Source organism: Ruania suaedae (genome assembly GCF_021049265.1).
GTDB classification, from domain to species: domain Bacteria; phylum Actinomycetota; class Actinomycetes; order Actinomycetales; family Beutenbergiaceae; genus Ruania; species Ruania suaedae.
The window spans coordinates 2,281,239-2,293,217 of the sequence record NZ_CP088018.1; the positions used below are offsets into that span (position 1 = coordinate 2,281,239).

The 11,979-nt window shown below is 70.9% G+C and carries 14 protein-coding genes and 1 tRNA gene; 6 read left to right on the forward strand and 9 right to left on the reverse strand.

Annotated features, from left to right (window positions below; translation table 11 throughout):
• Positions 1 to 10: 10 nt before the first annotated feature.
• The 6 genes from LQF12_RS10450 (at position 11) to LQF12_RS10475 (ending at position 6,619) form a co-directional block, all read left to right on the forward strand.
• A complete protein-coding gene (locus LQF12_RS10450; RefSeq protein ID WP_231052876.1) occupies positions 11 to 775 on the forward strand; it encodes an ABC transporter ATP-binding protein in 765 nt (254 codons plus the stop codon).
• Positions 760 to 2,553 carry a hypothetical protein gene (locus LQF12_RS10455; protein WP_231052877.1) on the forward strand — a complete coding sequence of 598 codons (1,794 nt, stop codon included), beginning with the start codon at positions 760 to 762 and terminating at the stop codon, positions 2,551 to 2,553. Before LQF12_RS10450 ends, LQF12_RS10455 begins: the two co-directional genes overlap by 16 nt.
• 41 nt (positions 2,554 to 2,594) lie before the next feature.
• The gene (locus tag LQF12_RS10460; RefSeq protein ID WP_231052878.1) at positions 2,595 to 3,212 is read left to right on the forward strand and encodes a TetR/AcrR family transcriptional regulator; all 618 of its coding nucleotides are present in this window, start codon (positions 2,595 to 2,597) and stop codon (positions 3,210 to 3,212) included.
• Complete coding sequence (locus tag LQF12_RS10465) at positions 3,209 to 4,033, forward strand: NAD(P)H-binding protein (protein ID WP_231052879.1); 825 nt, start codon at positions 3,209 to 3,211, stop codon at positions 4,031 to 4,033. Before LQF12_RS10460 ends, LQF12_RS10465 begins: the two co-directional genes overlap by 4 nt.
• 87 nt (positions 4,034 to 4,120) lie before the next feature.
• A complete protein-coding gene (locus tag LQF12_RS10470) occupies positions 4,121 to 5,206 on the forward strand; it encodes a YihY/virulence factor BrkB family protein (protein WP_231052880.1) in 1,086 nt (361 codons plus the stop codon).
• Between the two features lie 201 nt (positions 5,207 to 5,407).
• Complete coding sequence (locus LQF12_RS10475; RefSeq protein ID WP_231052881.1) at positions 5,408 to 6,619, forward strand: IS481 family transposase; 1,212 nt, start codon at positions 5,408 to 5,410, stop codon at positions 6,617 to 6,619.
• A 57-nt stretch (positions 6,620 to 6,676) separates the two neighbouring features.
• Here the strand turns inward: LQF12_RS10475 and LQF12_RS10480 are convergent.
• The 9 genes from LQF12_RS10480 to LQF12_RS10520 form a co-directional block, all read right to left on the reverse strand.
• A tRNA-Ala gene (locus LQF12_RS10480) sits at positions 6,677 to 6,749 on the reverse strand.
• A 26-nt stretch (positions 6,750 to 6,775) separates the two neighbouring features.
• Positions 6,776 to 7,426 carry a histidine phosphatase family protein gene (locus tag LQF12_RS10485; RefSeq protein ID WP_231052882.1) on the reverse strand — a complete coding sequence of 217 codons (651 nt, stop codon included), beginning with the start codon at positions 7,424 to 7,426 and terminating at the stop codon, positions 6,776 to 6,778.
• Entirely contained in the window at positions 7,423 to 7,815 is a 393-nt protein-coding gene (gene rsfS, locus LQF12_RS10490) for a ribosome silencing factor (RefSeq protein WP_231052883.1), read from the reverse strand. Before rsfS ends, LQF12_RS10485 begins: the two co-directional genes overlap by 4 nt.
• An 8-nt stretch (positions 7,816 to 7,823) precedes the next feature.
• Positions 7,824 to 8,978, reverse strand: a complete 1,155-nt coding sequence (locus tag LQF12_RS10495) for a hypothetical protein (protein ID WP_231052884.1) — start codon at positions 8,976 to 8,978, stop codon at positions 7,824 to 7,826.
• A complete protein-coding gene (gene nadD / locus LQF12_RS10500; protein ID WP_231055583.1) occupies positions 8,975 to 9,610 on the reverse strand; it encodes a nicotinate-nucleotide adenylyltransferase in 636 nt (211 codons plus the stop codon). The genes LQF12_RS10495 and nadD overlap by 4 nt, the downstream gene beginning before the upstream one ends.
• A gap of 36 nt (positions 9,611 to 9,646) precedes the next feature.
• Positions 9,647 to 9,808 (reverse strand): hypothetical protein, encoded by a 162-nt coding sequence (locus tag LQF12_RS10505; RefSeq protein ID WP_231052885.1) that lies wholly within the window; start codon positions 9,806 to 9,808, stop codon positions 9,647 to 9,649.
• A 72-nt stretch (positions 9,809 to 9,880) separates the two neighbouring features.
• Positions 9,881 to 11,179 (reverse strand): glutamate-5-semialdehyde dehydrogenase, encoded by a 1,299-nt coding sequence (locus LQF12_RS10510; RefSeq protein ID WP_231052886.1) that lies wholly within the window; start codon positions 11,177 to 11,179, stop codon positions 9,881 to 9,883.
• A gap of 31 nt (positions 11,180 to 11,210) precedes the next feature.
• Positions 11,211 to 11,639 carry an SRPBCC family protein gene (locus tag LQF12_RS10515; RefSeq protein WP_231052887.1) on the reverse strand — a complete coding sequence of 143 codons (429 nt, stop codon included), beginning with the start codon at positions 11,637 to 11,639 and terminating at the stop codon, positions 11,211 to 11,213.
• Positions 11,636 to 11,977 carry an ArsR/SmtB family transcription factor gene (locus tag LQF12_RS10520; protein WP_231052888.1) on the reverse strand — a complete coding sequence of 114 codons (342 nt, stop codon included), beginning with the start codon at positions 11,975 to 11,977 and terminating at the stop codon, positions 11,636 to 11,638. Before LQF12_RS10520 ends, LQF12_RS10515 begins: the two co-directional genes overlap by 4 nt.
• Positions 11,978 to 11,979: the final 2 nt, after the last annotated feature.

The following is an 11,979-nucleotide window of genomic DNA, read 5'->3' on the forward strand; positions in this document are numbered from 1 at the left end:
GGTGGGGACCATGACTGAACCAGCACTCGCCCTGGACTCCCTGACGAAGGACTTCTCGGGCAACCTCGCCGCCGACCGGGTCTGCTTGGACATTCCTCGAGGCTCGCTGACCGGCCTCGTCGGCCCGAACGGCGCCGGGAAGACCACCTCGCTGTCGATGGCCGTCGGGCTGTTGCGCCCCGATACCGGCACGGCCCGTGTGGCCGGCATCGACGTGTGGCGGGACCCGACCCGGGCCAAGGCCCTGCTCGGTGTCCTCCCCGACGGTCTCGCCCTGCCGGAACGACTGACCGCGAGCGAGCTGCTGCGCTATTGGGGCCTGCTGCGCGGGATGGAGCCCGCCGTCGTGACCGCCCGGACCGCTGAGCTGCTGCGCATCCTCGAGCTCGACGAGGCCGACGCCGCCGGGGTGCTGGTGATGGAGTACTCCACCGGCATGCGCAAGAAGGTCGGGCTGGCGACGGCACTGCTGCACTCCCCGCGGGTGCTCGTGCTGGATGAGCCCTTCGAAGCGGTCGATCCCGTCAGCGCCCGGGTGCTGCGGGCCATCATGCGCCGGTTCGTCGCCGCCGGTGGATCCATCGTCATCTCCAGCCACGTGATGGCACTGGTGGAGGAGATGTGCGACCGGGTCGCGATCATCGCTCGGGGCCAGGTGCTCGCCGACGGCACCCTGACCGAGGTCCGCGGCTCCGGGAGCCTGGAGGACCGTTTCGTCGCCCTGGTCGGCGAGCGCACCATCACCGAGGAGGAGCTGTCATGGCTGGGACAGTGACGGTCGTGCGGCTGCTGGTCGGGCTGCGCCGCACCATCCAGGCACACAACGAGTCATGGAAACGCCCGACAGGCATCGCCCTCGGAGTCGTGGCCGCCGCCGCGACCTGGGCAGCGACGCTGCTCGCCGAGCCCGAGGCTCGTGGTGACGTCCTCGCCGTCGTGCTCGGGCTGTGGTCCCTCGGGTGGGTGATCGGACCGATCCTCGCCTCCGGGGCCTCGGTGCTGCGGCCCGAGTACTTCACCCTGCTGCCGCTCGAGCGACGCCACCTCGGCCTGGGCCTGCTGGCCTCGGTGTACGCGGGTCCGGGGGCGATCCTGACGTGCGCGGCCATGCTGGCCCTGGTGGCCCACGGCGCGCTGCTGCGCTGGTGGCTGGCGCCCGTCGGCCTGCTCGTCGCCCTGGTGTACACCCTGGGGCTGGTGGCCCTCTCCCGCGCCGTCTACGCCATCTTCGGAGCGGCCATGCGCACGCAGGTCGGCGTCGAGATCGCTGCCATGCAATACGGCCTGATGATCTCGTCGATGATGGCCGGCTGGCTCGTGCTCTTCCCCGCGGGCATCGCCGTGCCCGCGCTGCTTGCCGGCGGCGTCGGCGAGAGCACGGCCGCCACCGTCCTGCATGCGCTGCCGTTCGGCTGGCCGGGCGGAACCCTCGCCGCCGCCGCCGGGGAGCCGGCAGGGGTGCTCTGGCGCCTCGCCGCACTGATCGTGGGCGCCGCTCTGACGGTCACCGCCGCGGTGACGCTGCTGACACCGCACGTCGGCAACCGGACCGCGCGGCGCCGCCGGCAGCCGTGGGGCTCACGACGGGTGGCCCAGGGGCGAGCGGTCCGTGACCCCTGGCTGGCGCTCACCCCCACCCCGCTGGGTGCCGTGGTCGGCAAGGAGCTACGCAGCTGGCTGCGCGATCCGTGGCGCAGCCTCGAGGTACGCACCGCCGTCTGGCTCGCCGCGTTCCTCGCGCTCTTCCTCTGGATCGGCAGTCTCGGACAGGTCCCGGAGATGTTCGTCTTCGCACCGGCTGCGGCGCTGGCCACCGCGATGATGGTGGGCCTGTCGGGAGCCAACCTGTACGGGCAGGACGGCACCGCCCTGTGGATGCTCGCCGTCGCCGACTCGCCCGAGGCGGTGCGCGCGGACGTGCGCGGGAGGCAGATCGCGATCGTGCTGGTGGTGGGCCTGCCCGCCCTGGTGCTCGCCGTCGTGCTCGCCTGGCTCAGCGGTGGCTGGTTCCTGCTCGTCCCGGTGGGCGCTGCGCTGGCGGCGCTGCTCGGCGGCGGCGCCGGGATCTCCGCCCTGTTCTCCGTGGTCGGGGTGAGCGCGGGCGTGGATCCGGCCAAGCGGCGCAACGCCACCGACGCGGGTGAGAACCCGCTGCTGCTGCAGATCGGGTTCTGGGCCTCGACCCTGGTCAGCGCACCGACCTTGGCCCTCGCGGTGCTGACCGTCACCGGCGCGACGTTCACCACGCCACCCTGGTGGCCCCTCGCGCTGGTGGCCCTCGGCCTTGCCAACGGTGGGCTGGCCGCCTGGGGGCTCGGCCGCGTGGCCATGGCGGTTCTCGGGGCGCGGATGCCGGAGACCTTCGCACGACTGCGCTACCCCGGGCTGAGGCTGACACCCGGGGGGACCGGCGCCGCCGGCGATGCGGGCCCACAGTGGGCGCACACCCTCTCGGACGCGGCCCAGAAGTCCTATCTCGAGGCCCGCAAGCAGAAGGAGAAGGCGACCGGAAGGGTCACAGCCCGCGACGACGAGACGAGCGGGGCTCGCTGACCTCCCGTGCTACTCATCTTCATACGGTATCGTCATACGGTATGAGGAAGAGCAGCATGGGGGCGACGAGATCGCGACGCGCCGGCGGGGCCAGGCGAGCGCAGGTACTGGAGCACGTCGTGGAGGTGCTGTCCGAGCGGGGATATGCCGCGACCCGGTTCACCGATGTCGCCCAGGCGTCGGGTGTCGCGGTGTCGACGCTCCAGGGCTACTTCGGGTCACGTGAGGACATGCTGATCGAAGCACTCCAAGGTGCCACCACCGGCGAGGTCGAGGTACTCGCCCGCCTGGCCGACGGGTTCACGGACCCCTGGCAGCAACTGGTCGCGTTGGTCGACCGGGGCCTGTCCACACCCGTGCCGACCTGGCGGATGCTGATGGAGTTCTGGACCGCTGCGGCGCATGATCCCGAACTGCGCGACCATGCCGCCGTGCTGGCTGAGCAGTACCGGCAGCCATTCCGCGAGACCGTGCAGCGCGGCGTGGATGCGGGGGTGTTCTCGCCGCGATCCGAAGTCACCGCCATCGTGGACGTGGTGGTCGCGACCATGGACGGCTTCCTCTACCCCCTCGTTCTGGGACACCTGACTGCGCTCCATCCGGACCACCGCGCCGTGGTGCTGGACCAGCTCGCTTTCATGCTCGGGACCGACTCATGACGACGCTGGTCACCGCAGCGACCGGAAAGGTCGGCCGCCAGGTCACCGCGCAGCTTCGTGCCTGCGGCGTGGAGCTGAGGGCAGGGTCTCGCCGCGGCTCGCCGCCGCTGGACTGGACCGCACCAGCGACCTGGCCGGCCGTCCTGGACGGCGTGGACCGGATCTTCCTGCTCGTGCCCGGTGGTGACGACGGGCAACGGTCCGTTGCCGGCCTCGGCGAGGCGGTGGTCGAGTTCCTCGATCTCGCCGAGCACCGGGGCGTCCGGCGAGTCGTGCTGATGACCGCCCTGGGCATGGATGCGGCCCCGGCCGAGGTCGAGCAACGCGCCGTTGAGCTGCACCTGCAGCGCAGCGCCCTCGACTGGACGATCCTGCGGCCGAACTGGTTCTTCCAGAACCTCACCCACGGACCGCTGTGCGCGCTTGCCGAAGCGAACCACACCGTGCTGGCCCTGCCGGCCGGTGACGCGGCGGTCAGCTTCATCGACACGCAGGACATCGCCGCCGTCGCCGTCGAGGCGCTGGTGGGCGAGCATCACGGCCGCGAGTACGCGCTGACGGGGTCACGCAGCCTGACCTTCGCCGACGTCGCCACTGCGTGCCGCGACTCGGCCGTGCCCGTGAGCGCGTACCGGGCGGTCTCCGACCACGAGTTCCGCCGCGCTGCACTCGGCCTGGGCTGGCATCGCGACTATGTCGACACGCTCAGCGGGCTGTTCGCCGCGATCGCCGCCGGATATGCCGCACCAGTGCTGCGCGACACCGCCGAGATCCTGGGTCGGGCACCGCGATCACTCACGGCCTTTCTCGCGCAGGTGTGATGCCCCGGCCGGACGGTACGAGCGCCGTTCGAGTTGCCGAGTGCGCACCGACGTCTCACGCTCAGGTGAGTCGAAGGAGGCCAGACCATGGACCAGCAGCCGGACCACCGCTCATCCGCCCCGGAGGCGAAGCGCTCGCGGCACCACCACGACAAGCACGCGCACAAGCCTGACTCACCGACCGACCTTCACCGGGCGTCGTGGACGTACACCGCGCGCAAGGCGGTGCGCGAGTTCCTCGGCGACGGGTGCACGGACCTCGCCGCGGGGCTGACCTACTACGCCGTGCTGTCGATCTTCCCGGCTGCCATCGCGCTGGTCTCGCTGCTGAGCCTGGTCGGACAGGGAGGCACCACCACCACGCTCATCTCCATGGCGGAGGACCTCGTGCCGGCCGACGCGATGAGCACGCTGGAGCCAGTGCTCCGATCCCTGACCGAGGCACCCGCGCCCGGCCTCGGGCTGATCCTCGGTCTGGCGGCCGCGCTGTGGACGGCGTCGAACTACGTCAACGCGTTCTCCCGGGCGATGAACCGCATCTACGAGACGACCGAGGGGCGCCCGGTGTGGAAGCTGCGCCCCGCGATGTACCTGCTGACCCTCGTCCTGCTGGTGCTCGTCGCCCTCAGTGTGGTCCTGCTCGCGATCTCGGGCCCGGTGGCCGAGGCCATCGGCTCGGCGATCGGGCTGGGCGGGGTCGCGGTGACGATCTGGAGCATCGCCCGCTGGCCGGTCCTGCTCGCCGTCGTGGTGCTCGTGGTGGCCCTGCTCTACTACTTCACACCGAACGTGAAGCAGCCGAAGATGAGGTGGATCTCCCCGGGTGCGATCATCGCCATCGTCGTGGCGATCCTCGCGTCGGTGGGGGTCGGCTTCTATCTGGCCAACTTCGGCAGCTACAACCAGACCTACGGATCGCTGGCCGGGGTGATCATCGCGCTGCTGTGGATCTACGTGATGAACCTTGCGCTGCTCTTCGGTGCCGAGGTCGACGCCGAGGCCGAGCGCTCGCGCCAGCTGCAGGCCGGCATCGAGGCCGAGGAGGACATCCAGCTGCCCCCGCGCGACACCAGGGCGAGCGAGAAGAAGGAGGGGCAGGAACGCGAGGACGTCGCCCGCGGCAGGAGGCTGCGGCTCTCACGCGGCCGGTCGCAGAAGTCGGACGACTCCTGAGCCGATCACACGCGGCCACCGGGCACGAAAGAAGCCCGGATCCACCATCGGCGGATCCGGGCTTTCGGCGATCTCCTGCGACATCACCTCGGTGGAGCTAGGGGTGTGCTGGTGCAGGACATCGGAATAGGGTGTCGCGGGTCATGGGAATAGGGGTGTCGCACGAGATCGGTATAGCCGCTGTGGCCAGGCTCGTGGTCTATGGACAACAAGCGACGCCTGGTGGTGACCGCGGTGAACTCGGGCCAGTCTCAGTCCGCCATCGCTCGCCGCTACGGCGTATCCCAGAGTTGGATCTCCAAGCTGATGGCCCGCTATCGGCTCGAGGGCGAGGCCGCATTCGTCCCACGCTCGCGGCGCCCCCACACCACGCCGAGGGCCACCGATGCCGAGGTCGTGGAGCTGATCGTGGCCATCCGCGCCCGCCTGTCGCGTGCTGGCCTGGACTGCGGCGCCGAAACGATCGCCTGGCACCTGGGCCACACCCACCACATCGAGGTCCACCGGGCCACGATCCACCGGATCCTGACCCGCGCCGGGCTCATCACCGCCGAGCCGAAGAAGCGACCGAAGTCCTCCTACGTGCGTTTCGAAGCCGCGCAGCCGAACGAGTGCTGGCAATCGGACTTCACCCACTACCGCCTCACCCGCCCCAGCGGACGCGCCGGCGCCGACACCGAGATCATCACCTGGCTCGATGACCACTCCCGCGCCGTGCTGCACCTGAGCGCCCACAAAGCGATCACCTCCACCATCGTGGCCGCCACCTTCGCCCAGACCGCCCGCGAACACGGCTACCCCGCCTCCACCCTGACCGACAACGGCCTGGTCTACACCGTGCGCCTGGCCAGCAAGAAGCGCCGCGGTGGACGCACCGCACTGGAGACCGAACTGCACCGCCGCGGCATCATCCAGAAGAACGGCAAGCCTGGCCACCCCACCACCCAGGGCAAAGTCGAGCGCTTCCAGCAGACCCTCAAGAAGTGGCTACGCGCCCGCCCCGACCAGCCCACCACCATCACCGCCCTGCAAGCGCTGCTCGATGAGTTCACCACCGAGTACAACCACCGACGCCCCCACCGGTCTCTACCCCACCGGGCAACCCCGGCCACCGCCTACACCACCCGCCCCAAGGCCACCCCCGCCACCACACCCGGCGAACCTCACCACCGCGTGCGCCACGACCGCGTCGATACCGCCGGCAAAGTCACCCTCCGCCACGGCGGCACCCTCCACCACATCGGCATCGGACGAACCCACGCCCGAACCCCCGTGATCCTCCTCATCGCCGACCTCGACATCACCATCATCAATGCCGCCACCGGCGAGATCCTGCGCGAGCTCACCCTCGACCCCACCAAGCGCTACCAACCCACCGGACGCCCCCCAGGACCAGCCCCCACAAAGAACTAGCCCGAACCCACAATCCGTGGGTTCGGGCTATTCCGATGTCCTGCGACATCACATCGGTGGAGCTAGGGGGATTCGAACCCCCGACCTCTTCCATGCCATGGAAGCGCGCTACCAACTGCGCCATAGCCCCGGGTGCCCTTGCGAGCGGACTCGAGTCTAGACGATCCGTGCCGCTGGTGCGAAATCGAGGTCCGGTACGCCGACGTTGTGCGCGGCGAGCCGCCAGCCCGGGTGACCGTCGCCGGCGTGGTGCAACACCGACCAGTGGCAGTTGCCCACCCCCGTGATGCCGCGCCACTGCTCGGCGTCCTGCCCCAGCAGGGCGGAGATCCCGCACGAGATCGCCGCTCCGTGGGAGGTCACCACGAGCACGTCCGAGGCGCTCAGGGCCTGGGCCGCGTCCGCCACGGCCTGCGCCACCCTGTGACCAACCTCACGGCGGGTCTCGGCGCCGACACCCTGCGGGTGACCCCCGCTCTGCCACACCTGGAACTGCTCCGGCCAGCCTGCCTCGACCTCCGGGTGAGTCAGCCCCTCCCACTGCCCGAAACTGCGCTCGCGCACCCCTGCCTCGGAGCGCACCGGCAGCCCGGTCTGTTCCCCGAGCGCCTGGGCGGTCACCACGGCGCGCCCCAGGTCCGAGGTGAGGATCGCCGTCGGGCCGGCCTGGGCGAGCGCCGTGGCAGCGACCTTGGCCTGCTGCCGGCCGGTCTCGTTGAGGGGCGTGTCGACCTGCCCCTGCAAGCGTCCCTCGAGGTTGTAGTCCGTTTGCCCGTGGCGCCAGAAGATGACCGTGCCGGCGGTCACGGAGCCTGGTCCGGGCCGGTCTCGCCGCGGGCGTCATCGGGCAGCTCGACGATCGGGCAGTCCTTCCAGAGCCGCTCCAGGGCGTAGAACACCCGGTCCTCCTCGTGCTGGACGTGGACGATGATGTCGGTGAAGTCCAGCAGCACCCAGCGGCCCTCCGAGGCACCCTCCTTACGGACGGCCTTGACGCCCTCGGCCCGCATCGCCTCCTCCACGGCCTCCACGATCGAGCGGACCTGGCGCTCGGTCGAGCCCGAGGCCACCACGAAGACGTCCGTGAGCACCAGCTGTTCGGAGACGTCGAGGGCGATGATCTCGCGGGCCTTGATGCCCGTGGCGGCGCGGGCCGCGACGGCGGCGAGATGGCGGGAACGATCGTCAGCGGGCACGTGTCTCCTCAGTAGGTCGCGTCGGTCTGCGCGATGTCGGCGGATGCGGTGTCAGTGAACCATGCGGTGGCGGCAGCGAGCGCGTCACCGGTGAAGAGATCACCGGTGGCCATGCGCCACACCAGCAGCCCCAGGACGGCGACCGCCAGCACGAGCACGAGGATGTAGAGGGCGAGCAGCCAGCGCGGGGTGTGGTGGTGATCGTCGTCCTCGTCCTCGTCCTCGCGGTCCTCCACGGCGTGCTCACGCTCGGCGTCCATCCGGAGCACGGGGTTCTCGCCGGTGTCCGTGCCGGCGAGGCTGGGCCAACGAGGGCGCATGTCGAAGCGATCGTCGGCCTCCTCTGCCTCCTCCGGCTCGACGGGCTCCTCTGCCTCCTCCGGCTCGAGGGCGGCAGGGGTCTCGGGCTCGACGGCGGCGGGGGTCTCGGGCTCGGCCGGCGGCGCGGGCGGTTCGCCGGTCGGCTGCTCGGATTCGACGACCGGCTCGGCGGGCAGCTCGGGGCTCGATTCCGGAGCCTCGTCGATGTCGCGCACCGCTCGCTGGACCCCGGTCAACTCGCCGGTGGCGTCGACGGTACGGATCCCCCACGCGGTGGCCGGTGGCCGGATGACGGGGCGGCGGCCGGTGGAGGTCCGCTCGGCCGCGGGCTCGGCTCCTGCCGCGGCGGCAGCATCGGCATCGGCGCGCTGCTGGCGCAGCGACCGCCGGGACACCCGACGGCGCACCTTCGGCTCAGGCTCAGGCTCAGGCTCAGGCTCAGGCTCAGGCTCAGGCTCATCATCCACGGCGGCAGCGGCGTGCTGCGCGTCCGGATGCTCGGAGCCCTCGGGGCTCTCAGGGCTTTCGGGGCTCTCGGGGCTCGCAGCACTCTCGGGGCTTTCGGAGCCCGGGCCCTGCGGTGGGGAGTCCTCGGCCTCGGCAGGCTCCGCCGTCGGGGATGGTGCGAGGGCATGCTGGCCGGAGGTGATCGTGTCCACCTCGCCGGTGGGCTCGTAGCCCTTCTCGGTGACGCGGATGGCGCCACTGGCCAGCGCATCCTCGAGCGCTCGGCGCTCCCGGCGCGTCAGCGGTTGCCGGGTGGCCTGCTCGGCCAGACGCGCACGTTCGGCCTCGCGGCGCCGCCGCCGCTCCCCCAGGCCGCCGGTGGGCGTCTCGCTCATGGGCGTTCCTCCGGTGATTGGTAGGTGGTGGGATCGACGTAGAGCCCGTGCTTGCCGATGTATTGCACCACGCCGTCCGGCACCAGATACCAGACGGCCTTGCCGGCCTGCACCCGCTCGCGGCAGTCGGTCGAGGAGATCGCCATCGCCGGGATCTCCTGCACCGAGTACTCCCCCGAGGGCAGGTTCTCGGTCTCGAACTGGTGGCCGGGCCGTGTCACGCCCACGAAGTGCGCGAGGTCCCAGAGCGCGTCGGAGTCCTTCCACTTCAGGATCTGCCCCAGGGCGTCGGCCCCGGTGATGAAGAACAACTCGGCGTCCGGGTAGACCGCGTGCAGATCGCGCAGGGTGTCGATCGTGAACGTCGTGCCAGGGCGGTCGATATCGACCCGCGAGACCGAGAAGCGCGGGTTGGACGCGGTGGCGATCACCGACATCAGGTACCGGTGCTCGGCGCGGGTGACCTCGCGGTCGAGCTTGAACGGCTGCGCCCCGGTGGGGACGAAGACGACCTCGTCGAGGTGGTACTCGTCCGCCACCTCGCTGGCAGCGACGAGGTGGCCGTGATGGATGGGGTCGAACGTGCCGCCCATGATGCCCACGCGAGCGGGGCCGCGGGTGGCGGCGATCATCGCCACGTCCGGTCAGCGTTGCGGACCGTGCCCATGTCAGCGCGGACGGTTGCGGGTTCCCAGGCTCCGGAAAGCGAGAGTCACCAGGAGCAGGAACAGCAGCAGACCACCGGCGATCAGCCCGAAACCGATCGGATGCAGGCCTTCGGCGGCATGCTCGGTGCTCTCGGCGGCGATGATCAGCAGCGAGCTGCGCATCTACGTTCTCCTTCGTCTGCGTGTCACGACCCGAGCCCATAGTCTGTCATGCCCGGTCGGCCGAACTGCGCTTCAGGGGCGTACGTGTCCCTCGCCCTGCACGATCCACGTGGTGGTGGTCAGCTCGGCGAGGCCCATCGGGCCGCGCGCGTGGAGCTTCTGGGTGGAGATCCCGATCTCGGCCCCCAGTCCGAGCTGGCCGCCGTCGGTGAAGCGCGTGGAGGCGTTGACCAGCAGCGCCGCCGAGTCCAGCTCGGAGGTGAAGCGCTGCACGGCGCCGACGTCGTTGCTGAGGATCGCTTCGGTGTGGCCGGAGGACCAGGTGCGGATGTGCTCCAGCGCCTCGTCCAGCCCGGGCACCACCCGCACCGCGAGGTCCATGCTGAGGTACTCCCTCGCCCAGTCCTCCTCGGTGGCGGGGCTGACCTGCGCCGTCGGGCCGGCGTGGCCCAGGGCGATCTCGTCGCCGTGCACGTGCACCCCGGCCTGGGACAGCGCCGACATCGCCGCGGGAAGGAAGGTCTCGGCGGCGTCGGCGTGCACGAGCAACGTCTCGACGGCGTTGCAGACCCCCACCCGCTGCGTCTTGGCATTGAGGAGGATCGCGACCGCCTGGCCGACATCGGCGGTGGCGTCCACATACAGGTGGCAGTTGCCCACCCCGGTCTCGATCACCGGCACCTGCGACTCGGTCACCACCGTCTGGATGAGTCCCGCGCCACCGCGCGGGATGAGCACGTCGACCAGTCCGCGGGCGCGCATCAGCGCCCGGGCCCCGGCGCGGCCGTAGGCGTCCACGGACTGGATCAGCTCGCGCGGCAGGCCGACCTGCTCCAGCGCGTCCCCGAGGACCGCCACGATCGTCTCGTTGCTGCTCGCCGCGGCCGACCCACCGCGCAGCAGCACGGCATTACCGCTCTTGAGGGCGAGACCGGCAGCGTCGACCGTGACATTGGGCCGGGCCTCGTAGATCATCCCGACGACGCCCATCGGCACCCGCACCTGGCGGACCGTGAGTCCGTTCGGCAGCGTCTGGCCGCGCACCACCTCGCCTACCGGGTCGGGTAGTGCGGCGAGCTCACGCAGCGCGTCCGCGATGGCCTCGATCCGCTCCCCCGTCAGCCGGAGCCGGTCGACGAGTCCCGGGCTCATCCCGGCGGCGCTCTCGCGCTCGACGTCGACCGCGTTGGCGGTCAGGATCTGCTCGGTCTCGGCCACGAGGGCGTCGGCGAGGGTGTGCAGAGCCTGGTTCTTCGTGGCGGTGGTGGCGCTGCGCAGGGCGCGGGAGGCGACCTTCGCCGCCTCGGCGAGGTGGCGGACACCCTCGCTCGCCTGCTCGTCGGTGACCTGGGCCGCAGTCTCCACGCTCATCGCCCCAGGATACGGCGTGCCCGGCTCGTGGTCAGCGCTGTCGCCGGCCGGGGAGCCGGTCCAAGACGTCATTCCACCCCTGTTCGGCGCCGCCGTCGGCGACGTGCGTGGTGGAGGTGTGCAGCACGGTGACCACCGTTCCGCCCTCGGTCGGGACGAAGCTCACCTCCACGGTGTCCGTGGCGCCCTCGCCGGGGGCCTCGTCGTCGGAGATCCAGAGCCATGTCATGGCGAGACGGAGCGGAGGGTCGACCACGGTGAACCGGCCGGTGACGCCCACACCGGCGGCAGCGCTCACGATCCGGTACTCCCCACCCGGCCGGGCGTCGAGCTCGTACTCGGTGTCGGGCCACTGCGGCCACCACCACTGTGCCATCTGCGCAGGCTCGACCCAGGCGGCGAACGCCTGCTCGGGGTCAGCACTCACGAGGCGCGAGACCGTGATCGTCGTCGGTGTCATGACCGGTCCTTCCCGGACGTCGTCGAGTTCATGTGTGCCGCGAACCGGTCGAGATGGTTGCTCCAGAACAAGCGGGTCGAGGTGGCCCACATCACGAGTGCGTCGAGGCTGCCCGGGACGATCTCCACGGTGACGCTGCGGCCGGACTTGGTCCGGGTGACGAGCCCACCCTCGGTCAGCCGGTCCAGGTGACGCAGCACGGCGGGGCCGCTGATGCCGAGAATCTCGGCGAGCTCGGTGACGGTGGCGGGGCCGGCGGCGAGTCGGTCGAGCATCCGCCGGCGGGCCTCGTTCGCGATCGCGGTCGCCGCCGGGTCGAGGAGCGCCGTGGATGTCATGT